The organism is Myxococcales bacterium, from assembly GCA_016703425.1.
Taxonomy (GTDB): Bacteria; Myxococcota_A; Polyangia; order Polyangiales; family Polyangiaceae; genus JADJCA01.
The window spans coordinates 180165-206153 of record JADJCA010000012.1; the positions used below are offsets into that span (position 1 = coordinate 180165).

Annotated in this window: 19 protein-coding genes and 1 pseudogene; 10 read left to right on the forward strand and 10 right to left on the reverse strand. The window is 67.7% G+C overall.

What is annotated here, in order from left to right; genetic code table 11:
- Positions 1 to 316 precede the first annotated feature (316 nt).
- On the forward strand, positions 317 to 727 hold the full coding sequence (locus IPG50_23675; GenBank protein ID MBK6695184.1) for a hypothetical protein: 411 nt from the start codon (positions 317 to 319) through the stop codon (positions 725 to 727).
- Position 728: 1 nt separating this feature from the next.
- Here IPG50_23675 and IPG50_23680 read toward each other — a convergent pair whose 3' ends face one another.
- Positions 729 to 2060: a cytochrome P450 gene (locus IPG50_23680; protein ID MBK6695185.1), complete on the reverse strand. Its 1332-nt coding sequence runs from the start codon at positions 2058 to 2060 to the stop codon at positions 729 to 731.
- A 143-nt stretch (positions 2061 to 2203) separates the two neighbouring features.
- Here IPG50_23680 and IPG50_23685 point away from each other — a divergent pair, with 143 nt between their 5' ends.
- Positions 2204 to 3223, forward strand: a complete 1020-nt coding sequence (locus tag IPG50_23685; GenBank protein ID MBK6695186.1) for a prolyl oligopeptidase family serine peptidase — start codon at positions 2204 to 2206, stop codon at positions 3221 to 3223.
- A gap of 27 nt (positions 3224 to 3250) precedes the next feature.
- On the opposite strand, the gene IPG50_23690 is transcribed toward IPG50_23685, so the two are convergent.
- From IPG50_23690 to IPG50_23700, 3 genes are read right to left on the reverse strand one after another with little or no spacing between them, the layout of a single operon-like run.
- On the reverse strand, positions 3251 to 4144 hold the full coding sequence (locus IPG50_23690) for a glycosyltransferase family 4 protein (GenBank protein ID MBK6695187.1): 894 nt from the start codon (positions 4142 to 4144) through the stop codon (positions 3251 to 3253).
- Positions 4145 to 4166: 22 nt separating this feature from the next.
- Entirely contained in the window at positions 4167 to 5300 is a 1134-nt protein-coding gene (locus IPG50_23695) for a hydroxyneurosporene methyltransferase (GenBank protein ID MBK6695188.1), read from the reverse strand.
- Between the two features lie 12 nt (positions 5301 to 5312).
- Positions 5313 to 6554, reverse strand: a complete 1242-nt coding sequence (locus tag IPG50_23700) for a hypothetical protein (protein MBK6695189.1) — start codon at positions 6552 to 6554, stop codon at positions 5313 to 5315.
- 324 nt (positions 6555 to 6878) lie between these two features.
- On the opposite strand from IPG50_23700, the pseudogene IPG50_23705 reads away from it, so the two are divergent.
- Positions 6879 to 8863: pseudogene (locus IPG50_23705) on the forward strand (3-isopropylmalate dehydratase).
- A gap of 411 nt (positions 8864 to 9274) precedes the next feature.
- Here IPG50_23705 and IPG50_23710 read toward each other — a convergent pair.
- Positions 9275 to 13978 carry a hypothetical protein gene (locus IPG50_23710; GenBank protein ID MBK6695190.1) on the reverse strand — a complete coding sequence of 1568 codons (4704 nt, stop codon included), beginning with the start codon at positions 13976 to 13978 and terminating at the stop codon, positions 9275 to 9277.
- 163 nt (positions 13979 to 14141) lie between these two features.
- Between IPG50_23710 and IPG50_23715 the strand changes: the two genes are divergently transcribed.
- From IPG50_23715 to IPG50_23740, 6 genes are all read left to right on the forward strand, one after another.
- Positions 14142 to 14711 carry a peptidylprolyl isomerase gene (locus tag IPG50_23715; protein ID MBK6695191.1) on the forward strand — a complete coding sequence of 190 codons (570 nt, stop codon included), beginning with the start codon at positions 14142 to 14144 and terminating at the stop codon, positions 14709 to 14711.
- A 40-nt stretch (positions 14712 to 14751) separates the two neighbouring features.
- Positions 14752 to 14934, forward strand: coding sequence for a hypothetical protein (locus tag IPG50_23720; GenBank protein MBK6695192.1), 183 nt, complete (start codon positions 14752 to 14754; stop codon positions 14932 to 14934).
- Positions 14931 to 15203, forward strand: a complete 273-nt coding sequence (locus IPG50_23725; GenBank protein ID MBK6695193.1) for a DUF1844 domain-containing protein — start codon at positions 14931 to 14933, stop codon at positions 15201 to 15203. Before IPG50_23720 ends, IPG50_23725 begins: the two co-directional genes overlap by 4 nt.
- A gap of 225 nt (positions 15204 to 15428) precedes the next feature.
- Positions 15429 to 16259, forward strand: a complete 831-nt coding sequence (locus IPG50_23730; protein MBK6695194.1) for a sigma-70 family RNA polymerase sigma factor — start codon at positions 15429 to 15431, stop codon at positions 16257 to 16259.
- The gene (locus tag IPG50_23735) at positions 16256 to 16816 is read left to right on the forward strand and encodes a hypothetical protein (GenBank protein ID MBK6695195.1); all 561 of its coding nucleotides are present in this window, start codon (positions 16256 to 16258) and stop codon (positions 16814 to 16816) included. The genes IPG50_23730 and IPG50_23735 overlap by 4 nt, the downstream gene beginning before the upstream one ends.
- A complete protein-coding gene (locus IPG50_23740) occupies positions 16813 to 17274 on the forward strand; it encodes a hypothetical protein (protein MBK6695196.1) in 462 nt (153 codons plus the stop codon). The genes IPG50_23735 and IPG50_23740 overlap by 4 nt, the downstream gene beginning before the upstream one ends.
- Positions 17275 to 17292: 18 nt before the next feature.
- On the opposite strand, the gene IPG50_23745 is transcribed toward IPG50_23740, so the two are convergent.
- Genes IPG50_23745 through IPG50_23765 form a run of 5 tightly spaced genes read right to left on the reverse strand, consistent with a single transcriptional unit; the run spans position 17293 to position 24883 of the window.
- The gene (locus IPG50_23745) at positions 17293 to 18243 is read right to left on the reverse strand and encodes an SH3 domain-containing protein (protein ID MBK6695197.1); all 951 of its coding nucleotides are present in this window, start codon (positions 18241 to 18243) and stop codon (positions 17293 to 17295) included.
- 57 nt (positions 18244 to 18300) lie between these two features.
- Complete coding sequence (xseB, locus tag IPG50_23750; protein MBK6695198.1) at positions 18301 to 18582, reverse strand: exodeoxyribonuclease VII small subunit; 282 nt, start codon at positions 18580 to 18582, stop codon at positions 18301 to 18303.
- A 9-nt stretch (positions 18583 to 18591) separates the two neighbouring features.
- Entirely contained in the window at positions 18592 to 20796 is a 2205-nt protein-coding gene (locus IPG50_23755) for a HEAT repeat domain-containing protein (GenBank protein ID MBK6695199.1), read from the reverse strand.
- Complete coding sequence (locus IPG50_23760; GenBank protein ID MBK6695200.1) at positions 20793 to 22724, reverse strand: thrombospondin type 3 repeat-containing protein; 1932 nt, start codon at positions 22722 to 22724, stop codon at positions 20793 to 20795. The genes IPG50_23755 and IPG50_23760 overlap by 4 nt, the downstream gene beginning before the upstream one ends.
- A gap of 5 nt (positions 22725 to 22729) precedes the next feature.
- Positions 22730 to 24883 (reverse strand): ATP-grasp domain-containing protein, encoded by a 2154-nt coding sequence (locus tag IPG50_23765; protein MBK6695201.1) that lies wholly within the window; start codon positions 24881 to 24883, stop codon positions 22730 to 22732.
- Between the two features lie 149 nt (positions 24884 to 25032).
- Here IPG50_23765 and IPG50_23770 point away from each other — a divergent pair, with 149 nt between their 5' ends.
- Entirely contained in the window at positions 25033 to 25956 is a 924-nt protein-coding gene (locus IPG50_23770) for a hypothetical protein (protein MBK6695202.1), read from the forward strand.
- Positions 25957 to 25989: the final 33 nt, after the last annotated feature.

A 25989-nucleotide genomic window follows, 5' to 3' on the forward strand; every position in this document is an offset into this window, starting at 1 on the left:
GGCGCAAGCGCGGAGCCAAAGGGCGCCGAGCTTCCCAGCCTTCGACGCCGATTGGGACATCCCCGCGTTTCAGCGTAAGGCCCAGTAAACGCCGGCGACCCGGAAACCGGGCCGTCCAGGCAAAAGACGGCGTCGACGCAGGTCGGCGCCGTTTTGCGCTTTGTCACGCTGGATCGCCGCCAGGGGGGCGGGCCTGTCACGCTGTCACGGGACAACGCCATTTGCGGTGCGGCCAACTTGCTGAAATTTGGTCCGTCCGCAGAGAGCGAGCCGGGCACGCCACCTGCTTACCCTCGGGCCGGAGGCGCGGAGACGTATGAACACCGGTGCGATCCGTACCGAACGGGACAACTTGCACGACACGGTCGTTGATGCGCCGCGTCCGAACCTGGGCGAATGCCGGGTCTTCAGCGCCTCGATGAGCGGCGCTGTCGCCGAACACCTTCCGACGCTGCCGTACGGTGCGGTGCGAGCGCGCGAGGTGGAACGGCTGCTAGCGAAGGTCGCGCCAGCGCCCGCGCCTCCCGTCCCGGTACCTCAAGTTGCCAGCCGACCGCCGCGTCCCCTCGCCCAAGCGATGATGATGACGCCGACGCTCGCTGAGGCCATGCGTCGCGCGGCGGAGCGACGAGGGCGCGTCCGTCGCACGTTGCGTTTCGTCTCCATTGGCGTTCCCCTCGCGGTCGTCGCTGCGGCCATCGGGTCGGCCCTCGCCATCTGGCTCTGAGCTACGAGGGCGTCACCCGCGGCGTCGCGCGCATCGGCAGTCCGCCCTTCGGTCGCAGCGTAATGAGCGGCTCGTTCGAGGGGAACGGCTCCGTGAGGTCAAGGCGCAGCCGTGATGCGAAGACCGCGAGCGCGATCTGACCCTCCAAGAGCGCAAACTGATTCCCGATGCACACGCGCGGTCCGGCGCCGAAAGGAAGGTAGGCATGGCGCCGCAGCGCTGCTTCGCGCGCCGCGGAAAATCGGTCCGGCTCGAACGCGTCAGCGCGCTCGAAGAGGTCCTCTCGGCGATGCATGCCCACGACGTTTAGCAGGACGATCTGTCCCTTCTTGACGGCGTGGCCGCCCACAGTCACCGAACGCTCCGCGATGCGGCCCATCACGAACACCGGCGGGTGAAGTCGCATCGACTCCTTCAGAACGGCGAGGCATGACGGCAGCGCCTTGAGATCGTCGAAGGTTGGGGTGCGGCCGCCGAGGAGGTCGACCTCGGCTTCCATCTGGCTCCGCACGCGAGGCGCCTGGGCCAACTCCGCCAGGGACCACGAGAGCGCATTGGCCGTCGTCTCGTGCCCCGCCAAGAGCAAGGTCATCACGTGGTCCCTGATCTCGCGATCGCTCATGGCACCGCCGTCTTCGAAGGGCGCCAGCAGGATGGAGAGCACGTCGCCCCGGTCGACTGGGTCACGTCGCCTAGCCTCAATGATGCGATAGACGACTTCGTCGAGCTTGGCCACGAGCCTCAGGCCCATGATGTTTCGCGGCGTCGGAACCCGCGGCGGGATCGGCACCACGCTCATGAGCGTGCGGATCATGTGGCGCATGGCCAAGGTCAACGCCTCGCCAATGGCCTCCGCATCTCCCTCAAGGTTCGCGTCGAAGAGCGCCTTGGCCACGATGTCGAGTGTCATCCGCATCATCTCATCAGCGACATCGAGCTCCTTGGTGAGCAGCATTCGCGCCGCAGCCTTCTCGGCGAAGTTCGCCATGACGTCGGCGTAGGCCGCGACGCGTCGGTGCGCGAAGGCGGGCGCGAGGCGCCGTCGCTGCTCCTTGTGCGCGTCGTGTTCGCTTGTGAGGAGGCCATCACCGAGCATGGGCCGCGCGAACACGCTTAGGGCGTAGCTTTTGACGAAGGCGTCGGACTTTTCGACGAGCACCTCATGCATGAGCTCCGGACTCGAGACCACAAGAAGGTCGAAGAGGCCTTGTTTCGACCACGCGGCGTCGCCCTCTCGCTTTGCCACGCCAACGAGGAAGCCAATGAGATCGCGGCGCATCTCGAGGAGGTTGCCGACGAGCGGGAGTCCGGGAACGCGCGGAGCTGCAAGCATCGGTCGACATCGTGGAGCCAGCGCAGGTTCGTGGGAAGGGGCCCCCCACCAGATTGTCTCCGGCGGGCGTCGTTTCGTCACCATCACGGCTCACGCGCGCTTCGCGTCGAGCGCATTTGGCGACCGGTGATAGTTCCGAATCGATGGCTCTCCGTACCCCGCGCGGCGTGTGCGTGTTGTTGCTCCTGGCCCTAGGCTGCTCCAGTGAAGGCGCGGAGTCCGGCGCCGCCGCGTCGTCGGGCGCGAGCCCGCCTGCGGGCAGCGTCGCCGCACCTCCCGCTGCAACCGGGGGCACGACGCCTGCGCCTGCGCCCGCTTCGTCGGCCGCGCCGTCGTCGACGGCGAGTGGCTGCGAGGGCATGTCGGGCACGGCCCCGGGCAACAGCATCGTGTCGCTCTCCCACGGCGGCACCACGCGCACGAGCCGGCTCCACGTGCCTCCGAGCTACGACCCGAAGAAGCCCGCCATGCTCGTCTTGAACTTCCACGGGCTCATGGAGACGGCAGCGCTTCAGGAGTCGATCACCAAGATGATCGCATCGTCCGACAAGCACGGCTTCGTCGTCGCCCACCCGGAAGGGATCTCCCAAAGCTGGAACACGGGCATGTGTTGCGGAGGCGCCGCGCAGAACAAGGTCGACGATGTGGGCTTCGTCAAGGCACTTCTCGGCGAGCTCCAGTCCAAGGTATGCGTCGACAAGAAGCGCATCTACGCGACGGGCATGTCCAACGGCGGCCACATGTCGTATCGACTCGCGTGCCAGATGAGCGACGTGTTTGCGGCGGTTGCGCCCGTTGCCGGTCAACTCCTCGAGCCGACGTGTGTTCCCGTTCGGCCGATCCCGATCCTCGAAATCCACGGTACGAGCGACACCATCGTGTCCTACACCGGTGGCGCGTACCGGAGCACCGAGGCGTCGCTCGGCGTCTTCCGGAAGCAATACGGCTGCGGCTCACAGGCGCCGTCGACCACCTCGAGCAAGGGCGACACGACCTGCGTCACGTACCCCGGTTGTTCGGCCGAGGTCTCCCATTGCAAGGTCGACGGTGGCGGTCACACGTGGCCCGGTGGGCTCCCCATGGTGTTCTTGGGCAAGACGAGCACCGATCTCGACGCCACGGAGGCCATCGCGGCGTTCTTCGAGAAGAACCCGATGCCTTGACGGCGGGCGCGCCGACCGGACGTGGCCCTAGAGCGCGAGAAACGGCGTGCCGAGTTCGTCGGCCTCGCGCATGACCGTGCAGGCGCCTTCGCTGCGCGAGCCATGGAAGACGACGTCGGCTGCGCCGATCCACGCGAGCGCTTCGCGACGCGGGAGCTTGCCGACGAACGTCGTCGCGAGGTTGCGTCGTCGCGCGTGCGCTTCGAGCCGTTCTCGCTCGGGGCCGTCGCCCACCACGACCAACGTCGTATGGGGTTCGTTCCGAGCGACGTGCTCGATCACTCGGTCGACGCCCTTGGCGGGGATGAGGCGGCCGACGCACACCGCCAAGCGCCTCCCGGCGTAGCGCGCCCTTAGCGACGTCGCCGCGGCAGCCACGTCGGGCATCGTGATGAGGGATGGCGCGACGGCGAGGCGCGCTTCGACGCCGTGCCGCTCGGCAGGCGGCAGGCGGGCGAGCAGCAGGTCCGCGAGCTCCGTCGACACGGTGCGGATGCGCGTCGCCGGCGCGAGGAGACGAGTGAGCGCCTGCTGGGCCAGCGGAGCGGGAAGCGCCGCGACGACGCGAAGATCGGTCCCATGGATCACGATCTCGAGCGTGGGCGCGATGCCGCGGCAGAGCGCCGCACACGGCAAGAAGTGCGCAATCGCGTGATCGAACGGGGCCGCTCGCGTGAGCGCTCTCCTTAGCGCGAAGAGCTTTGCGGCGAGCCGTGGCCCGGTCGTCAACGGAGACCCGGAGAGCTGCGGCAACAGCCCCGGCCACCCAAAGGGGCGGCCGCGCGGAACGAAGACGCGGACGTCGTGATCCGCCGCGAGAGCGTGAACCTCGGCGGCGACGAAGTGACCCGATGGATCGCCCGCGTCTTCAGGAAAGCTCGTCGTGACGACGGCGATCTTCTTGCGAACGGGGGCCACCATTTGCGCGAGCTCCGGGCCGTCCTCAGCGAGGCGACGCTTCGAAGATGCTCATCGGGACGGCCAGGTGCCGCACGTCTGAGAGCGAGAGGTTGGCGGCCTCGAAGAGGGCACGAAACTGCGCTTCGCTTCGCTGCTTGCCGCCGCCCGTGACGACGAGCATCTGAAGATCGGAGATGGGCGCGGGGTATTCGGGGCGAAGGTGGTCGATGGGCAGCTCGCAAACCAAGACCTTGGCGCTCGGCTTCATGGCGGCGCGGACGTTCTTCAAGATCGCAATGGCGCGCGTGTCGTCCCAATCGTGGAGAATGTCCTTGAGGAGGTACGCGTCGTGGCCTCTCGGCAGCGCCTCGAAGAAGTTGCCGACGACTCGGTCGACGCGCTCCGCCAGACGTCGCTCGGCGAGGTATTGCTTCGCCTCGTCGAGCACATAATCAGCCTCCACCAGCACACCACGCGGTCGCGCATGGCGGGCGAGGATCGCCGCCAGCAAGGTGCCGCGTCCGCCGGCGACGTCGCAGATCCGCTCGAAGCGCTCGAAGGGGTACCCGGCGGCGATCATCGGCGCGTCGATGTTGGTCAGCTCGCTCATGGCCGCGGCGAAGAGGCGCCCGTGCTCCTCGTGCTTCGCGAAAAATTCCCAGATGTCTGCCCCGTGCGTGGCGTCGAAGACCGGTGCTCCGCTCCGCAAGCCGCCTTCCAGGTTGGCCCACGCAACAAGGTTGAAGGGCGCGCCGAAATATTCGGCCATGGCGCGCATCGAGCGCTCGTTCTCGCTCACAAGGGCCGACGAGGTCCGAGTGTTGTCGTAGCGGCCCGCCTTGTCGACGCGGAAGATGCCCCTCGCCACGAGCAGCGACATGACGCGTTCCAAGAGCTCGGGGCGGAGGCCCGTGAGGCGAGCGAGCTGGTCTTTGGTCTTCGGTCCGGCGGCGAGGTGATTGGCGACGTGATGTTTGGCGACGAGGTGAAGAGCCGCGGTTCGTCCCACGCCGGCGACCTCATCGAGCAACGCCGCTTCCGGCGGAACGATGGCGTCGGCGGCGCGCATCATGGCATCGCGGGCGCGAAGCACGGCGCGCACCACGGGGCGCGGCAACAAGGTCATGGCGCCGTCGCGGTACCGCGACGGGAGCTTTGGCGAAGGAAAGGGACCCACCGCCGAAGGATGTCAGTAGCCGGCCGGAAGCACCACGTCGTTGAGCGGCGTGTCATCCCAACAGTTCGAGGTATCGGTGTTGCCCTCGGGGGTTTGACTGCACTGCTTGATGGGGCCGTTCAGGTAGTTCATGTAGAGATCGTGGTAGCCGGGCACGACGAACTGGCGGTCCGGTCGGTTGGCCCCCCACGAGTTCTTGACGCGGATGAAGTCGATGGTGGCTTCGCTGGCGAGCGCCGCGCTAAGCGCTTCGGGTCGTTCCTCCACGACGCCGGCACGCAGGGTGCCGAAGCCCGGTACGTTGGAGATCTCGTAGTCGTCCATGACGACCATGTGTCCGCCCTGACGGCCTGGCGTGGCCGGCGGCGCGAAGAACCGGCCTTGTCCGTCGAGCGCGTTGAAGTCTACGAAGAAGCTCAGGATGACCGGCTGCTTGTCGTGCAGGGCGCGTTGCACGCGCCCCAAAAGATCGCGCCGACGCGAGTCGCCCGTAGGGTAGTTGACCTTCTTCCACGCGAGCGGGCCTTCGCGGCGGCTCCACCACGAGTTGCCGCTCGATTCTCCCAACGCGTCGGCGAGCGTCTTGTCGACGGGGGCCTTGGTCTCTGGATCGAGGAGTCGCGTGGCCAGCGCGCTCGCCGCCTTGATGCTCGTACCGCCGATGCGCGCGTCGCGCTTGAGCGTGCGCGAGACGTCTGCACCAAACGCGTCGTCGAGCTGAGCTACGACCGCCGTCGACAGCGACCAAGCGCGATCGAGCTCCGCGCGGACGAGCGCACGGTCGCGCCTGGCGTCTTCCGTCTTGAGGACGCCCGTTGAGAGCGAGAGGTTGATGGCGTCGAGGGCCGCGTGTTGCCGAGCCGACATCTCTACGTCGGACTCTTCCTCGATGAAATCGCCTTCCGCCATGACGCCGTAGGTATCGATGAGCCCGGCCGCGACGTCGAAGCTGCCGCCGGTCTCGATCTTCGTGCTCCAGCCTTCGGTGATCTGGTCGAACCAGTGCCAGTAGCTCCAATACGACTCGGAGCTGTTCAGCTCGGTGCCGGTGGCGCTCTTGTGGAGCGACTCGGCCCAGCTCGCCGTGGCGTAGAGCCAGCAGTTGCCGATCGATTGGCGCTTCACCGCGGTTTGCGTGACGTCCGCGAGCGCCGCCTCGCTGCTGCCTAGTGACTCGCTACGGCCCTCCGGGGCGCAAGCGGCGAAGGTACCGACGAGAACGCAGAGGGAGACAGACGAGAGCGCTCGGATCATGGAAACCTCGTGGCCGATGGGCAGTCGGCGCCGAGGTATTCGCGCATCCCACATGTGTGCGCAAGTGCGCCATGTGCGAATGTTCGCAAGTAGCTAAACTCGAAAGGGAAAAATTGTTCGCAGGGGAAAATTCGCCGCGCATGCCGGCCCCGCGGTGACGGGCGGCGTCTTGCCCCTAAGTGTCCGAAAGGATGGGCTAGAAGCGGATCGGTGATCATGCGAAGCGACAAAGATCGCGCCCCCAGCCCCGCCGCCCGCGCCCGCTGCCGTCGCCTCCGCACCGTGGTAACCACGAGCCGGGGGCATCGATGAGGGAGCGGCCGGATGAGTGAGCAAGCGAGCGGCGAGGCCAAGAGCGTTCGGATCAAGGGCCGCACCCTTTACCTGACCGAGGACGCGTCGCTGCTCGAGGCGCAGCTCGGCGGCTCGTCGATCGCGTTCGATCCGGAGCGCGCTCTCATCGGGAGCATCTCCACCGACGAGATCACGCCCGGTTGGGTCTGCTACTACTACGACGAGACGCTCGCCCGCTATTCGCTCATCGGCTTGCGCGGTGGCCTGATCAAGAAGGACTCGCTCAAAGGCGGCGGCTTCGGAGTCGTCGTGAGCGGCATCTCCAAGGGCTGTGGCTCTTCACGCGAGACCGCCCCCTACAGCGAGCTCAAGGCCGGCGTGCAGCTCGTCATCGCGAAGAGCATCGAGAAGATCTATCGCCAGAACGCCCAGAACATCGGGCTGCTCACGAGCACCGACTTCGGGCTCTTACCGCGTATCGAGCGCGGCGAAGCGATCCCGATGGCGGAGTTCACTCGCGGCCTCGACGCCATCAGCGCCGGCATCGTCGAGCACGGCGGTCTCTTCGCCTACAACCGCGCGCGCCTCGCGGGCATGTCGCACCGCCAGCTGTTGCAACGCCGGCGCGCAAGATGACCCTCTGCGAAAAGATCTTGGCGGCTCACGCCATCGTCAACACCAAGACAGGTCGCGAAGGCGCCCTCGCTGTGAAGCCTGGCGACGCCTTCTTCGCCCGCACTGACGTGCGCTTCTCGCACGAGTACGTGACGCCGATGGCCGACGCGATCTTCCGCGCCGAGATGGGCGAAGAGGCCAAGGTCACCGACCCATCGAGCGTCTTTGCGTTCCGCGACCACCTGACGTTCCTCGACCTCGTGATGCCCAAGCAACATCGCGACATGGGCCTTGAGCCGCAGGCGAAGCAGCTGGCGACGGTGCAGGACGACTTCTCGAAGCGGCAGGGCATCAAGCTCTACGGCGAGGTCTACCGCGACGGTCGCCTCGTGGGCTCGGAAGCCATCTGCCACACCAAGGTCATCGAGGAGATCGCGCTGCCGGGGCAACTCGTCATCGGGACCGATTCGCACACGTGCATGGCTGGCGCGCTCGGATGCTTCGCCTTCGGCGTTGGCTCCACCGACATGGCCAGCGCCTGGTACACGAAAGACGTTCGCGTCACGGTGCCCGAGACGGCGCGCTTCGTCTTGCGCGGCCGGATGAAGGCTGGCGTGTGTGCCAAGGACGTGATGCTCCACATCCTCGCCCAGCCCTTCTTCAAGTCGGGGCAGGGCATCGGAAAGGTGCTTGAGTTTGCCGGCGACGGCGTCTTCGCCATGTCTCTCGACGAGCGCGCCACGCTCACCAACATGGCCGTCGAAGCGGGCGGCTTCACGGGCATCGTGGAGGCCGACGACGTCGTCGTCGACTACCTGGTCACGCAGCGCGGGGCGAAGGCCGACGAGGTTCGAAAGCGAATCGTCCGCGCCGACGAGGGCGCTGACTATGTGGCGACCTTCGACATTGAGCTCTCGACCATCGTGCCGATGGTGGCGACGCCTGGCGATCCGCGAAATGGCGTGGCGCTCACCGAGCTGATGGCCTCCGGCCGCGCGCCCGTGAACATCGCCTACGGCGGCTCGTGCACCGGCGGCAAGAAGGCCGACATGGACATGTACGCCGAGGTCCTCGCGGCGGCCCTCAAGAAGGGCAAGCGGGTCGCGAACGGCGTGCACTTGTACCTGCAGTTTGGCTCGCAGGAGATCCGGCGCTACGCCGAGGCCAAGGGCTACCTCGATGTCTTCGCGAAGGTGGGCGCCGAGCTCGTCGACCCTTCGTGCGGCGCTTGCATCAAGGCGGGGCCGGGCGTGAGCGACTCGCCCGACCAAGTCACCATCAGCTCGCAGAACCGCAACTTCCCTGGTCGAAGCGGCCCCGGCAAGGTCTATTTGGCGAGCCCGCTCGTGGTCGCCGCGAGCGCCATCCTTGGTCGCATCGGCAGTCCCGACGAGATCTGAACGAGCGCGCCATCTCCGCGCCATCTCCGCGCCTTCTCCGCACCTTCTCCGCACAGTGTGCGCTTGCGCGCGAGCGTTGTCGAAGCGCGACGCGCCCTTAAGCCCTCGGCGAACCCTCCGTTCTTCCACGAAGGGGGAGCGTTAGGAGGAACCATGTCCGACCAAGATCGCCCGACCGAGAGGCCCCCGGCCTCCTTACGTGCGCTGCGCAGCCTTGAGCTGGTCGCAAGCGGGCGCGCCACGACTCAACGGCCCGGCGATGCACCCGTCGTCGCCCCGAGCGAGTGGCGCGAGCACGTCACGGGTGTGCGCGGACTCGAGGCGCGGGTCGGGCTCGGCTCGGGCGCGCCGGCGTCGACGACGCTTCCTCCGATCGCCTGACGGCGCGGCTTCTCACCGAGCTCGTTCGCGTCAGATGGCGACGTGAATGGTTTCGCGGAGCTCGAAGTACTGTTCGCTGGCAGCGTACATGCCCAGCTCCGAGAGCCACTGCGTCGCCGGCAGGTCGTCGGGCATGCGCGGCTCGAGGCCCATGGCTCGTTGCGCTGTAAGCACGCTGCCGCAAATGAGGAGGCCGGCGCGCATCGCCGTGACCTCAGCCAATTGCAGCCATCGCTTCACGTCTAGCTTCTGGCCCGTTGTGGCCACGCCGGCCACAAGGCCACGCAGTGCGGCCCGCTCGTCCGGCGTCATGACGGCGCCGAGGCCTCCGTCCCAACCGGGCCGCATCATCGAGGTTGGGCCCGTGGTCGCAAGCTGCGTGGTCGTGAAGAAGAGCTGCTTGAGCTCCTGCACCGACGGAAAGAGCGAGCGGGCGCGCAAGGCTGGCTGCTGCTCCGCGAGTCGCTTCGTGGCCAAGAAGTTCAACGTGTCGTTGGAGACCGTTTGGGATGTCGCGAGCGAGATGGTGAGCGTCGGATGAATCGCGAGAACGGTGGAGAAGAGCGGCCCCGGCACCGGACTCCCATGAAGCGCGGGCATCTGGCAGGCGAGAACTTCGGCGGCGTTCTTGAACGCCTGCAGCACACGCGCGGCTTCCGGCGAGGGATCCTGGTCGAGGGGCGTGCCGAGCGGCGGCGGGGCAGCTTGTTGGAGCCGCGCCCGCAAGTACACCGAGACGGCGATCTGCAGCGCGCTTGAAATGGTTCGATCGAGATCGGCGTGATGCACGTGCGTCGGCCACGCGGTCGCGAGCAGCGAGGCAGGAATCTCGCTCGGGTCGACCGGTGGGTAGTCCTCGACGAACTGCCGCTCCGTGTCCGTCAGCGGTCCCAGCACGCTCATGGCTTCGGCCACGCACCACGCCTTGTCGTAGGCGTGCGCTCGCAAGAAGAGCTCGTACAGGTCTCGGTAGAGCTGCTGGTCCGTCGGGTCCTTCTTCAGCGTCGCGCGCGCGACCTCGACGGCGGCGTCGAGCCGCTCGGTGACGACGAGAAGCTCGGTGACGATCTTGCGCGCCTCCAGGTCGTCGGGGCGCAGCGTGGCCGCCTGCGTGAAGCACTTGAGCGCGCGTTCCGCATCCCCGATTCGATCGCGATAGACGAGACCGAGTTGGTGGTTGAGCGCGTAGGCGAGCTTCGGATCTTTCGCCTCGTCGAGGCGCCCGAGCATCTGCCGGTAGGCTGTCGACAAACCGATCCAGTCCTTTTGCCGCGTGTAGAGCCGCACGAGCCGCTCGAAGGCGTCGAGTCGCGTGGCGTCAAGCTCGAGCGCCTCTTCGAGGGCGTCGGTCGCCGCCGTCGCATCGCCGATGCGATCCTCGAGGAGCTGCGCCAGCGACGTCAGCATCTTCGCCTTGCGATCGGGCTCGACCTCGATCTCACACAACGCTCGTTGGATGGGCGCGACGCGCTCCCAAGCCTCTTGGTCTGTGTAGAGGCCCGCCAGCGTTCGCAGGAGGAGCTGGTCGCGCGGCCGTAGATCGAGCGCTTCTTCGTAGGCTCGGAGCGCCGTGGCAACCTGCCCTTTCGCGCGAAGCCAGAGATCACCAGCCGACAACAAGAGGTCGAAGCGCTCGCCGTCGTCGGGGAGCTCGTGCGCGAGGCGCTCCTTCAGCGATGCGGCGCGTCGGAAGTCGTTTCGTACCTCCGCCCGCTGCGAGAGGAACGTGAGCGCCGCCGCGTCGACGGGGTTACCCAAGAGAACGCGCTCGAAGCAGTTCTCCGCGAGGGCGACGTCGCCGGCGGCGCGGAAGAGCTCGCCGAGGACCGAGAGCGCCGCGAGGTCGTTGCCCGTGCGGTCGAGCGCAAGCTCAAGCGCCGGTCGCACGCGCCGTAGCGCCTCATCGTTGTCACGAGCCGCCGAAGCCGTCTCAAGGAAGAGCCTTCGCACCTCGGTGTCGTCGGAGGCTAGGCGGAAGCGTGCCGCGGCGACCGCGAGCAGTTGCCCCCGGTTCCCCATCGCTGTGGCCACGTCCCATGAGGTGTCCAAGATTTCGAGCATGCGGGGCCTATCGTCCGCCTTGGTCGCGGCCCGATAGAGGACGTCGCAAAGGACCGCTGCGTCAGCGAAGCGCTTGCCCGCGACGAAGTGGCTGAGGAGCGCCGAGGCAGCGACGGCGTTCGTGGGGTCCGCCTTGTGCGCCAGCTCGAAAGCCGTCAGCGACTCGTCGTGCTTGTTGAGGGCCACCGCTCGGTATTGCGCCAGCTCGATGAGGACGCAGGCTCGCTCCGCGAGGTCACTGGTGTGACGCACGCGCTGTTCGAGGAAGAACTCGGCACGCTCCGGTTCGTTGGCCCAGATGGCGAGCTGCTCGAGCCCGCGCCACGACGACGACAGCGACGGGAAAACCTTCGCCGCGCGCTCGTAGTGCTTCTTGGCGGCTTTGGGATCGCGCTCCGCCTGCGCCAAGAGGTCGCCCAGCTCAACGAGGAGTTGCGCCTGTTTTCGGGGCTCCTTCGACAGCTCCACCTGATGTTCGAGGAGCTTTGCGCGCGCCTTCCAACTTCCGCTCTTCTCCGCGAGCCGAGCGAGATCGTCGAAGGCGCCCTTGTATTGAGGATGCGCGTCCACGATCTGTTCGAAAGTTTCGACGGCCGCCACCGGATCGTCGAGCTTCTGTTCCTCCAGGGCCGCGATCTTGAGGAGCAGGTCGAGCTTCTCGCTGCGCGACGCCTCGCCGCGCAGCAGCTTGCGCAGATCGGCGACGACCAGCGCGAAGTCTCCAACGGCCTCGTGGACGCGCGCCATGGCCACGATCGGCGCCGCGTTGCGGGGCTGTAGCGCGTGGGCCGCTTCGAGCCGTTCGAGAGCGCCTACCGTGTCGCCGCGATCCTTTTCGTAGATCTCCGCGAGGCTCACGAGGACATCCACGCGTTGCGGGTCGGTCTTCGCGAGGTCGAGCTTCTGCTCGAGGATCTCGATGAGGCGCGTCGCGTTGCGGGTCTCGCGATAGAGCGCCTCCAAGGCCTCGAGCGCCTCGCGGCATTGCGTGTCGAAGGTGAGCGCGTCGCGGTAGGTGTCGATGGCGCGCGCTTGTTGCCCTTGCTTGAGCTCGCGGCGGCCGCGCTCCAGGAGGATACGCGCCCGCTCTTCGTCGGACGAGGCGCGACCAAGCGCCGCCTCAAACTCCCCAGACCTCAGCACCGAGGGATCGATGGCTTGAGGTTTCGCCGGAGGCGCTTCGCGCATCGCTGGCGCTGGCCGCGGGTTCATCGCCGTCTTCGTGGCGGTTTGTCGTCCGAGGCGAAGGTCCCGTGCGATGGCGTTCTCGGCGGCGCGGCGGGCGTCGCCCCGGGCGCCGATGTCGGCGTCCGAGCCGGCGCGGGGCGCCACGGCGGAACCGTCGTCGTCCAAGAGGTCGTCGGCGTCGAGCGGCAGCTCGCGTTCCGTCGCCGTCGGCACCGGCGCCACGGGCGAAAACAGTGTCCGCGAATCTCGCGCGACATCGGAGCGAGCGAACATTCGCTCGCTCGCCGCCGGCGCGGCCGCGCTTTGCGGCTCAAGGTCACGAGGCCCCGACGGCTCGGCCTCGGTGGTCGGTCCCGCCACGTCCTCAAGCTCGTCGCCGTCGGCGATGAGCTCGGCCTCATCGGACGACACGGGTTCGTCGTCGATGATCTCGATGGACTCGGGCTCGCGCTCGCTGTCGGCACCCTCGAGGTCGTCGGCGGAGAGCTCTTCAGCGGACTCTTCGTCGGCCGGCGGAGTCCAATGAAAGAGGCCCTCGCTTCCGATAGGGGGAGGTTCGAACGTTCGTCCCGCAAAGATGCCGAACAGATCCGGTTCGCCGCCCGGGGCCGGGGTCGCCGCCAGCGGCGCCGAGTGAGGCGCCCCGGAACGCTCGCCGCGCGCGCGTTCGTTCCAGATCGACAGGTGCGCCCAAATGCGATCCTCGCCGCTCGTGCCCGTGAGGCGCGCCAAGTGGCGCTTCGCAGCCACGACGATTTCGCTCCATCGGTCGAGCTTCTCCGCCATCATTTCGAGCGCGATGCGGTTGTCGTCGTCGTCGAAGTCTTCGCCGTAGCGTCGGAGGAGAGCCTCGAACGTCGTGACGTCGCGAGCTCCCTCGTCCTCGGCTTCCTCCACGTGCGGTATCGAGGCGAGCTCGGGTCGAACGAAGGTTCCGAACGCGTCGAGCGCGTCGACGGCGAGCTCACGGCCCACGGTCACGCGAGCGAGCGTCGGCGGATCGGTGGGCAGCGGCTGGCCTGTCGGCAACGTGGGCGACGCCGGACGAGGGTGCTTCGCCTTCAACGCATCGTTGGCGGTGGCGGACGCATCCTGCGCGCTCGCGGAGGAGCGCGCTCTTGCGGCGGGCGGACCGGCGGGCGGACCGGCGGTCGGCGCGGGTGGAGCAAAGCGCGGATCCGCCGCGAAGTCCTGAAGAGCCGGCGCAAGCTCCTCCGCGTAGCCTGGGTCGGTCGATTCGTCGGGAGGCACGAAGCGCGGCTTCGTGTCGTGAAAGGCCGGCGTTGGCGCCGTGCGACCGCCGCGCGCCGTGGCTGTCTGCGTCGACCGGGCACGCCATCGCCCCTCGAGGCCTTCTCCGGTACGCCGTTCGGGTTCAACGGGCGCGCCGTCGGGCGGGGTTGCCCCATCGAGCTGCTCGTCGAGGCGTGCCAGGACCTCCGCCGCGGGCGGCTCAAGGGCCTTTCCCGTGTCGTTCGGATCCAATCCGGGCGGTGGGCCTGGTGGCTTCCGTCTGCCGCGCCTCCACTCCCGCTCGCCCATGAAAGTTCGCTCTTGTCTCGGTGTGGGAAGGCTCGGGTTGAGCTCCGGAGCGCTTCGCGCTACCACCGCCTGGCGCCGACCTGACCAGGGCGCCCTATGGTACGGCATGACGCGGTTAGCCATCCAGCCCAACTCCCACGTGACCCTCGCTTACACCCTCCGGAGCGATACCGGTGAGGTCCTCGACGCCAGCGACGCGGAGGGGGGCGAGCCCATCTGTTACGTCCACGGCTACGGGATGATCGTGGCCGGCCTGGAGGCGGCCTTGGTGGGCCTCTCGGCAGGGGACCGCAAGGAAATCCACGTTGCCGCCGAAGACGGCTTTGGGCTCCGCGACGAGGAGCTGGTCGTCGACATCGACCGCAGCGAGCTGCCCGACCCGGCGAGCGTCGAGGTTGGCGACGAGCTGGTGGCCGAAGATGCCGATGGTGACGAGGTTGTTTTGCGCGTGGTGGACGTCCAAGCCGAGAGCGTCCGTGTGGACGCCAACCATCCGTTGGCCGGCGTGGCGCTCCACTACAGCGTGGAAATCCAGGAAGTTCGCCAGGCGACGGAAGCCGAAATCACGCAAGCCGCGTCAGACCTCGACGAGGTGCTGAGCGAAATTGGCGCCGAGGAAGAGCCCATCCCGCTCCTCCAGCTCGGCAAGAAGAACGATCCCAAGCTGCTTAATTGACCATTTTCGGCGGAAATCCGCATCAAAACGAGGAATCACCATGAGCCAGACGAAAGCCATCAACGCGTGGGACTGGGACATTCGCGTCCGAGAGCGCAACCTCAAGAACGGGACGCTGAACGAAAAGGACGTCGAAAAGGCTGCCCACCAGCTGCCCGATCTCGAGGCCCAATCCGACACCGTCGTGACCCCCCAGCCGGCGCTCGGTGGACACGGCGCATGACCGGCAAGGAGCAAGAGGAGCTGCCGACCATCGACTTTGCGACCTTCGTGTTGTCGCTCAGTCATTCGGCGCTCCTCCACCTCGGCGACGCGCCGCATCCGGAGACGCACGCCACCGAACGGAACCTGCCACTTGCTAGGCAAACAATTGAACTTATTGGTCTTTTGGAAGAAAAGACCAAGGGCAACCTTAGTGGCGACGAAGAACGGCTCTTGGCCCAGGTCCACAATGACCTCCGCGAGCGTTACCAGGAGCAGCTCAAGCGCTGACCGACGCGACCGCGTCCGCCGGATGCTTCCTTGTGCCGGGCCTTCCTGGTGAACTACGCTGCTCCGCGACGGGGTTGGCTACGGCTTCCCGTCGCTGAACCTGCTCCGCCGAGAAAGGGACCGCCTTGAGTCAGCTCACGAACCGCGCCGGAACTCCAGCGTCCCCAGTTGGCTGTGGCGCTTGAACTTCCTGTCGGTTCAACGGGCTCGAGGCCGTAGTACGACATGAACGGTCGTTCTCCCAACGCAGCGCGAGGTGCGCCTCCCGACCAGCTGCCGGTGGAGGACGCGCCTTCCCAGAAGGACCGCCCAGCGACCGCACCGCCGCCCTCAAGTCCTGTGAATAGCGTCGAGTTTTCGGCGTCGAAACAAAAGGAACAAAGGCAGAAGGAGGCGGAAGAAGACCGGGGCCTCATCGCGAAGGCTCAGGCAGGCGACACGGCGGCCTTTCGGAAGCTCGTGGAGCGGCATCAGCGGAGGGCCTACGGCATCGCCCTTTCGCTCGTCAAAGACGAGAACGACGCTCGAGAGCTCGTTCAAGACGCCTTTTTGCGCGTCTACAAATCCTTAGGCAGCTTTCAGGGCACCTCTAGCTTCTTTACTTGGCTGTATCGGATCATCACGAACCTCAGCATCGACCTTCTCCGGCGGCCGGGCCATCGCGTCACGGAGCTCGACGAAGGTCGCCTGGAGCTCGAAGAAGACCAGGAAGCCTTATTTCCCTTCCTTAGCCGTGTGGAAGGCGCTGACCCCGTCGAGGTCGTCAAGCGCAAGGAGATCGGTGAGCGTCTACAAAAGGCGCTCGACGCTCTCCCGACCTACCACCGCGGCGTCATCGTCATGAGAGAGATCGAAGGTCTGAGCTACGAGGAAATGGCTCAGGCCATGGGAGTGTCCAAGGGAACCATCATGAGCCGCCTGTTTCACGCACGTCAGAAGCTCCAGCGAGCGCTCGCCGACTGCTATCAAGAGCACGTCGGGGCGTTGCCGGGCGAAGGCGCAGAGACCGCCGCGACGGTTGACGGGCCGAATGCGGGCGAGGGAGACGAGTCGTGACACTCGATGAAACGACTCTTCAGAAGCTCATGGCGTTCGCCGATGGCGAGCTCGATGACACCGAGCGCGCGGAGGTTCTGCGGCTCGTTCAGGCGAACCCCGACGCCGCACGGGTCCTTGCAGAACTTGATGTTCTCGGACAGTGCGTGCGCGTTGTCGAAGCGGCGCGGCACATTCCCATCATGACCGACGCCATCATGGCGCGCATTGCCGCGGCCCCTCTCGAAAAGTCCCACGACGAATCGAACGTCGTCGACTTGGCGTCGCGACGCCGAAAGACCTTCAGCGTCGTGGCTGCGCTCGTGGCCGCCGCCGCCGGCGTCTTCTTCATGACGCGCGAACCTTCAGACGGAGCGAAGGCGCCAGTGGCTCAAAAGGCCCCCACGCCAGCGGTCGTTGCTCCGGCGGTGCCGACGCCGGCCGAGACCGTGGCGGCCGTGGTGCCGGCGGCGCCAAGCTCTTCGAACGTCAGCGTCATCGTTGTGCCGGGGATGGGCGAGGTTGCGCCGAGCGTGGTGATTTGGCTTGGAGACGACAAGGCGGGAGGTACCAAATGACACGACGTGCAATCGGTCGCCGCGTGTTCATGGTCGCCATCGCCGGAATCTTCGCCTTCGCCGCGCAGGGCGCGCTGGCGCAGAAGAAGTCGGTCGCGAAGGCTGAAGTGCTCGTGATTCATGCGGAGACCGTGCCGGGAGCCGCAGCGCCCGATGCGCCGCTTGGCCTGAAGCAGCTCAAGAACCCTCCCTTCAACGCCTACAACAAGTTCACCCAGGTCGGTGAGAAGCACAGTCTGGCCCTCGACCCGAAGGCGGCGCCGAAAGTCACGTTGCCGAACAACGCCGCCTTGACGTTGCTTCTCAAGATCGACGGCGCTGGCGCCCAGACGATCGTGCCGTCGCTGTCGGGCTCCGAATTGCCACCCGTCGCTCCCAAGGTCGACGAGCCGTTCTTCATCGCCGGTCAAAGCTACAAGGGCGGCATCATCATCGTCGCCGTGACGCCGCGCGGCTAGCGCACGGGCTAGGCCCGGCTAGCGGCCGATCGCGCCCCGGTACACCCAGCCTTCGGTCGTTCCGCCGCGGACCTTGTACCAATTGTTCTCGGACGCGAGCACCTTGACGGCCGTTCCGCGAGGGAGACGGCCGACGATCTGGCCGGTGCGTGGCGTGTCACGAACAATGGAGCTGTCCCAGGCGATCTTCGCTTCGCCGGTCTCGGCGGCGGCTCCGGAGCCCGTCGGGATGTCCTTGCTCCCAACGGCGACCTTGGCGTGGTCCTTCTCCTTCGCGCCCTCTTCCTGCTTGGCAAAGATGAGCTGGTACTGCACCGAGTAGCGCGGGTGCTCATGGGTCACCGCATTGATGGAGACCTTCTCGAAAGCCCCGCCAATGCAGGCGCTGAAGCTGTCGACGTTGTCGACGGTGTTCTTCGTGCCCATCTGGATGATGAACTTGCTTCGCTCGAAATCCAGGTGGAAGCTCGGCGAGAGCTTGCCCTCGGCGCCGATGGCCGCGGGGCACGCAGCGAGGCGCTTGAGGCGAGGCACGAAGAGCGCATCGAGGCCGAGGGCGCCGCAGGCCTTGCCGGAGAGCTTCTCGCCCGCCTCGTTCTTGCAGCCGACGATGACGCCGGGCTTGACGGTCAGCGTGGTGGCCGCGGCCGCCGCACTCCCCGTTGGGGCCGCGCTCGGCGGCGTCGCCGCGACGAGGCTGGCCGATGGCGCCGGTTCGACCTTGGACGCCGGCTTCCCAAAGGCGCCTTGCGGGCTCGCGCTCGCGCCGCCCGACGGTGCCGGGGTAGCGCTCGCCTGGCCTTCGGCGCTCGCCGGCGCGTTAGGACCGAGCCTCACCCCCGCGAGCTTTGGCCAAGCGACGCCGACGGCGAAGCCGATGACCGCCACGATCCCAACGCGCACCCACGAAGGCTGATCGGCGCTCGGGGAGGGGACGACGACGGTGAGCGGAGTGTCGGTTTTCTTCACGGCGGACAGCTCGTGAGTTCTACCACGCGCTGCGCGTCTGGTGAAAAACGCAGCGACTCACTCGTCGCGAAGCGCAAACGGGGCCGTGCGCGGCTTGCCCGAGTCGTCGACGCTCAAAAGCTCTTCGACGCGCTTTTGCGCCGAATCGAGGCGTGTCTGCGCGGCGACGGACAGCTTCACGCCCTCTTCGAAGAGGCCGATCGTGTCCTCAAGGGGGAGCTCGCCGCGCTCGAGCGTCGTCACGATCTCCGAGAGCCGCTTCATGGACGCCTCGAACGACCCGGGCGCGTCCGGCGACGTGGAGGGTGAAGGCGCGGGAACGGGAGGCCGACTCGTCATCCTCCGGGCCTACTCAAGGGGCACGCGCGGCGCAAGGCGAAGCGTAATGGCGCCCGGGGGCAGACCGGGCACCAAGGCCAAGCCGTCTTCGTCAAAGGCAATAGGAAGCGCGAGCCCATCCGAGCGCAGGACCGTCGCCAGCCCCGCGCCGCCGCTGCCGCCGGTCGCCGTGGCGAGACTCAGCCAGGCCACGTCTCTCGGCTCCTTCGGCGTGAGCGGCGGGCGACCGCTCATGGCGCGCTCGGCTCGCTCCCGCACGTCGGGTGCTGGATCCCACGCGAGGGCTGTTCCGAGCGCCTCCCTGCCGCTCGGCGTGTCCCAACCAAAGGTGGCGAGCGCGCTCACCAACGCGAGCCGCGTCGTCGCATCGCTTTCGTAGGTGAGGGCCCGCGCGAGTCGGCCGGGCGTGTCTTCGCGCGTTCCAAGCGAGAGGCCCCGGGCCACGTGGGAACGAATGACGGAGTCCCCCGAGGCGAGGGCGCCCTCGAGCTCCACGGCATCGCGATCGCTGGCCCTGCTCGCGAGCATGAGCCACGCGAGCGGAGCGTCGGCGCCGCCATCGCGCGCCCGCGCCCACAATTCGCTCGAAGGCACTGTCACGCCGCGAGGGCCGCATGGGAACGCCGCGGCGAGCAAGGTCCGGGCCGTTGGGTCCGTCTCGCGGGGCAGCTGCTCGGCCAGTGTGCGGCAGGTTCGCGCATCGTCGTGGCGCAGCGCCCCCATGATGGCGCCGGTGCGCACGATCGCCGAGGTCTCGGTAAGAGCCTCCTCGAGGCGCATGGCCCCGAGCGCCACGTACGTCTGGATAGTCAGCGCGCGGTCGGTCGCGCGGCCGGTGGAAGCGATGGACGCCGCGGCAGCAAGGGTACGCTCACGGCCCGTGCCGTGAACAAGGCTCCGGAGCAAGAGCCCTCGGATCGCGAGGCGCCTCATCGCCGGTTCGCGGAGCAGGGCCTCGAGGGCGCCGGTCGCTGCTGCCGCGCGTGAGCGCCCAAGCGCCCCTATGGCGTCGTTGCGGAGCGTGACGTCAGAAACGAACGTTGCCAGGTGTGCCGCCGCGGCGTCGGAGCTCTGATGCACCAGGGCAGCAAGGGCGCGCCGCCGAGTTGCGACGGCGCTGGAGCGTTTCACGCGCTCCGCGAGCGCGTTGGCCACGGCGACGTCGTCGGCGCGCGCCGAGAGTTCGACGGCCTCTTCCGCGGTGACGTCGTCGGTGAGCAGGATGGCCAAGACCGCGGCTGCATCCCGAGCCCCGACGCGAACGAGAGCGCGCGTCGCGGCGGTGCGAACCGCTGGGTCTGCGTCCTTGAGGAGGCTCCGCGCCACGTCCGCGACGCCCGCCGCGTTCAGCTCGGCGAGGGCGACAATCGCAGCGGCCCGCATCGCGGGCTTCGCCGTCGAGAGGACGAACGGCCGAAGGATGGGCAGCGCGCGATAGTCGGCGCAGCGGCCCGCGAGGTAGATCAGCCACGGCGAGGCGTTGGTTGCCGTGAGCCACGTCGCCACGCCGGCACCCTCGGCGAGCGCAAGGAGCGCGCTTCGCGCCGCCTCTCCCGCCGGCGAGCGCTCCTCCGCGAACTTGCTGAGCGCTTCGACGGCACGTACGTCGCCCGACAACGCCAGCGCGCGAGCGGCTACGCCGCGCGCCATTTCGAAGAGCTCCACGCGAACCGCGTCTGTGCGGCTCCGCGTCGGACCCGGATCGAGCACGGGTAGGAGCGCGCTCATGAGCGCGAGCGTGCGCCCGCCGGCCACGGAAAGGCCGCCGTCGCCTTCAAGCGATGGTGCCACGCCCTCGGCACGCTCTCGCGCCGCCTCGCGCATGAGCTCGCTCGCGAGGCCCCGCGTCGCCGCCAGGAGGGCGCGCCCATCGCGTCGTGCCACGCCGGTGATGGGGTCCGACGCGTCGACGTTGGCCACCGCCTGGGCCAGCACGATGCGAGCCTCGGCGCCACCGATCGCGGCGGCGCGCTCGAGGCCACGGAGGCGTTCGTCGGCGTCCGTCGAGCGGAGCAAGATGAGTGCGCGGTCGATGCCCACGTGCGTACGAAGGGCGTTGCCCGCATCGAAGGGAGCCGGCGCCGCCGACGGGGGGCGCGGCGAAGGCCGTCTGCGAACCTGTGCTTCTGCGTCCTCCGTCGCGAACAGGAGGCCACACAGGAGCGGAGTCATCACGAGACCCGCGGCCAACGAGGCCCGAAGGACACGCCTCATGGCTTCGGCAACTTGATGAGTCCAAGGCCGATGCCGCTCGCGGCCGCCCCAGGCTCGCCCTTGACGGAGTCCCACGCCACGGTCTCAGCCACATCGTGCCGGAGCGCGAAGCCGCGGACCTCTTTCACGACGAGCGCGGCGCGGGCCGCCGCGGCCTCTTCGTCCTTCGGCGATGCCGGGCGGGCCCCCACGGTCATGATGGCGTCGCGCCGCCCGTTGAGCAGCACGGCCAGTGCACGCAGGGTCGTTCGCGACGATGCATCGAGCGCGAGCTCTGACGGAGAGGCGCCGACGAACTTGAGCGGCCTCGCGAGACGCACCGTGGACTTCGCCGGCGTCCCGTCGACGCGCACCAGCGGCGCGCCGCGCGCCGGTCCCGCTTCCGGGCACCCGTCGTCGTCTTCAACTCCGTTGAAGGTCTCCGCCTCGGAAGGACACCGATCCGCTTCATCGGGAAAGGTGTCGCCATCGCGGTCGCGAATCGGACACCCGCTACGCGTCGGGTCGGCCGACGGCTCACCCCGCTCCTTGGGGCACGCATCGGCTCCATCGGGCACGCCGTCGGCGTCGTCATCGTTGTCGGGGCAGCCGTCCTCGTCGGCGTGACCATCCTTGTCTTCCGCGACGTCGGGGCACTTGTCGACAAGGTCGTCGATGCCGTCCCTGTCGCGGTCACGTGCAGGGCATCCGCGGAGGCGTGCGTCGGCGTTGTCGGAGCCTGCCTCGCGTGGGCAAGCGTCTTGCGCGTCGGCGACGCCGTCCTTGTCGGCGTCGGGGGCGGGGCAGCCGTTCCGTGGGCCGGGCTGCTCGACGCCCTCCACGCGGGGGCAGGCGTCGACGGTGTCAAGCACGCCGTCGTTGTCGTCGTCGATCTCGGGACAACCGTCGTCGTCTTCGAAGCCGTCGCGATCTTCGGCAATCTCGGGACATTGATCCCGATCGTCGCGAACGCCGTCGTGGTCCATGTCGTTTTCGCGCGGAGACCAGCCGAGCGCGATGATGCCGCGCACGGCGGGCACACCCAGCGCGCTCGTGAGGCCGACGTCGAGGCCAGCCAGCACGAAGACGTCCTTCGTTTCCGCGAACCCGATGCGGTCGGAGAGCCCCAAGAGCACCGGCGTCAACGACGCGCTCCCCGCTTCGCCGGCCCCGAAGGGACCGACGGGGTGGAGCGGCACCGCCCCACGAACCGCCACCTCGAGCAGTTGACGGTCGTCGGGGTCGAGGCCGATGAGCTTCGGCCGCACGCGAAGGCCCGCGGCGAAGGGGAGCTCGTCGCCGATGGTGGGGCCCGTGCCGGCGGGGAAGCGCACCTCGTCGAGGCGCCCGGCGTAGCCGAGGCTCCCGTGCGCCGACGCGACGACGAGGTTGTATTCAGCAAGCAACCTCAGCTCGACCTTCGTTGTGCCGGCCCCCGCGAAGCTCGCGCGATCGCCCGTTGGCAAGGTGAAGCGTGTCTTCATGCCGAGCGCAAAGCCAGCGGTGTCGTAGCTCACAAACGGGGCCTTCGCCTCGACGGCGACATCGCCGATGGCCGCTAGCGGCGCCCGCCCGCTCTCTGAGATGCGCCGATCGAGGCCGGTGTCGCCGGATTGCGCGGCCACGTACGGAACGGCAATACCCAGCGAGGACGTCCCGAGCCCAAGACCGCCGACGAAGTCACCACCGAGGAGGTGCTCGACGGGGCGGCTGACGACGTCGCCCGTATCGGAGCGTCGCACCGTCACGGGCCGGTGAGAGTAGTGCGTGAAGGCGCCGAGGGAAAATGTTCCCTTGGCGGCGACGGCGACGGGCTCGAGCGACAGGCTCGCGGCGGGATCGGTCGACGGCTGAAAGGTTCGCGCGTCGATCGACGGTGCCTGAGCCCTCGCCGACGGCGCGAGGCAGAGGGTCGACACAAGGGCGGCGAAGACGGTCGGTAGCCGCATAGCGCTTAGTTGGCGGCGGTGGGCGGTGTCGCCGGGGTCTCGGCAAGGGCGGCGCTGGCGGCGGGTGGCGGCGCCGCGGCGGTCGCGCCTTGAGGCTCGCCGGAGGGGCGTCGCTCCGACTCCACGTCGCGGTCACGCTCGCCAAAGGTTCGCTCGCGCCAACGCTTGATGGCTCCGCTCATGATTTCGCCGATGAGCGTGTGGTAGTCGATACCGATGGCGTTGGCGATGAGGCACAGATCGCTGTAGTCGGGCGTGAGCCCCGGCAGCGGGTTGACCTCCAGCACATAGATCTTGCCCTCAGGCGTCATGCGAAGGTCGATGCGCGCGACGTCGCGGCAACCGAGTTGCATGAACGTGGTGCGGCAGACGCGCTCGATGGCGCGCAGTTCTTCCTTGGTGAGCTGCGCAGGGCACTCGTAGCGAACGTGCTTCTCCCACTCCTGCTTGCACTCGTAGTCGTAGACGGGTCGCTGGTGGCCTCCGAGGAAGATGACCTCCATCGGCGGGAGCACGCGGGGCCGGCGCTCACCGAGGAGGCCGACGGTGAACTCGCGCCCCTTGATGTACTCCTCGACGATGGCGGGCTGACCGTAACGTTCGATTATTTCGCGCGCCAGTTCACGAACGCGCGTCTCGTCGTCGGCGACGCTCTTGAGCGAGATGCCCTTGCTCGTTCCCTCGGCGTTTGGTTTTACGATGACCGGGTAGCGAAGGGGGCGAAGCTTCTCGCGACCTGTCACGAGCAGCTGGAAGCCCGGCGTGTCGACGTCGCGGAGCATCCGCTTGCACAAGGTCTTGTCGAGGCAGATCGATAAGGTCGCCGAGTCGCTGCCCGAGAAGGGAACTCCCAAGAGCTCGCAGAGGTTCGGCACCTGAGCCTCGCGGTTGCGGCCGCTGATGCCCTCAGCGATGTTGAAGACCACGTCGACGTTGGCGCTGGTCAGCACCCGAGGGAAGTCCACCGTCGCTTCCAGCGGCACGACCGTGTGCCCGTGGCTCTCGATGGCCTTGGAGATCGCGTCGATGGTCTCGGGGCTGTCGTACTCAGCTTCGCGGTCGTCGCCGTTCGACGACTCGATGCGCTTCATGTTGAAGGCAAAGCCGACGCGGAGCGCAGTCCGGCGCGACCGCGAGCGCGGCTTCGTCGCGTCGAGGAGCGGCAAGAGGCCCGAGCGCGCCGCGGCGGCGCGTACGACGGCCATCACGGTGCCCGTGTAGTCGATGCCCAGGTTCTTGGTCGCGACGAAGAGCGCCGAGTCGGGATCGAAGCTCGGGATGGCCGTCGCGCTCAGGAAGTAGACCTCGCCGTCGAGGCCTACGCGGAAGTCGATCGAGCCCACATCGCGGATGCCGAGCGCGTCGAACGCTCGATCGGCGAGCGCGCTCACGCGGTCAGCGACCTGCTGCCCGATGGCCGGCGGAGTCGCGCCCTTGGCATCGAGCGTCCGGAACTGCACCGCCTCTGGGTGTTTGTGCTTGAGCTCGAAGTCGAGAATGTTGAAGCGTCGCTTGTACTCGCCGGCGATGTCGATCTCGACGGGCGCAAGGGTGGCGATGCCATCAATGCGGCTTACGCGTACGTCGACGCCGGCGATGTAGCGTTCGACGGCGACTCCTTCCGGGTATTTGGCCAGAAGCTGATCCACGACGCGCCCGAGCTGAATCGCGTCCTCGGCGACGTTGCTTTGGAAGATGCCCTTGGATGAGCCTTCGAAGTTCGGTTTCACGATGACCGGGAAGGGGAGGTCGTCGAGGCCGCCATCGCGCAGCGACGCACGCGTCAGGAGTCGGCCCCGGGGGCTCGGAATCCCGAAGCCTGCGAGTGTCTTCTTGGTCAGCGTCTTGTCGAGCGTGATGCAGAGCGTGTAGGCGTCGGCGCCCGTGGCGACCATGCCGAGCTCTTCAAAGAGGGCCGCGTAGAAGCCGCGTCGCATGCGGCCGCGGCGCCCTTCGGCGGTGTTGAAGATGAGATCGGGCGCGAAGGCCTCGAGTCGCGCGACGAGATGCGAAGCGGGGCCCGAGACCTCCACGCGTTCGACCTGGTGACCCGCTCGCGCCATCGCCGCCGACAGCGCTTCGATGGTCTCTGGCGCATCGAACTCGGCTTCTTCTTCGGCGTTGGAGAGCTTGAGATTGTAGGTGAGCGCGATCCGCATCGACGACCAGTGGAGCGCCGTTTTGCCGCGACGGCTACTCGAAACGTGTCTCTCTCCGGCGACGGCTTCGCCTTCGCCGACGCCGGGAATCGACGTGCCCTCGGCGCCGCCGCACTGGAAGGTTCTTGGCCAAGTGGTAAAGAGCGGCGATGCGAAGGGCGAGACACGCGAGGCGCGCGAGATTCAACGGCATCGCGATGGCGACCGCCGCGACGTTCGCCTTGGCAGCCCTCTCCTGCGGGACCTCGCCACGACAGGAACTCGCGTCGCGCGACGGCGGCGTCTTGCCGGGTACGTTCGCGGACGCCGGCATCATGGCGGCGGATGGGGCCACGAGCGGGGGCGATCCGCGGTGCCCGAAGGAGACGCAATACGTCTTTGTGATCGACGCCGACGGCGTGCTCTATCGCTTCGATCCGCCGAGCGCGTCCTTTACGAGCGTGGGTCCGATCAAGTGCTCGGGCGCCGTCTACTCGATGGCCATCGACCGCAACGCGTTCGCCTGGGTGCTTCAGGTCACTGGGGCCCTCGTCAAGGTCGACACCCGTGACGCCAGCTGCAAGCCCACGGCGTTCTTGCCGAACCAGCAGGGCTTCTCGGTGAACTTCGGCATGGGCTTCTCGACCGACGCCATCGGCGGCACCGACGAGAAGCTCTTTGTGTCCGACGCGATTTTTCCGAGCCTGGCCACCATCGATACGAGCACGCTCACGCTCACGAAGGTCGGCCCGTACGACAAGCTCAAGGCTCGGGCCGAGCTTACGGGAACGGGGGACGCCAGGCTCTTCGGCGCCTTTGAGGGCTCGCCCTACTCGGTCGCGCAGATCGACAAGGCGTCGGCGAAGCTCATCTCGCAGGCGCCTCAGTCGAGCATCAACTACGACCCTGGCAGCTCGAATTTCGCCTTCGCGTTTTGGGGGGGCGTCTTCTATTTGTTCGTCGGGCCGGGCACGAGCACCGACGTCTTCAAGTACGACCCCGCCGACAGCACGACGAAGCTCGTGGCGAGCGTGCCGCAACGCATCGTGGGGGCCGGCGTCTCTACATGCGCCCCCACCACGGCGCCGAAGTAGCCGATCTCCCCGCCTGCGGCGCCAGCGCCTCCT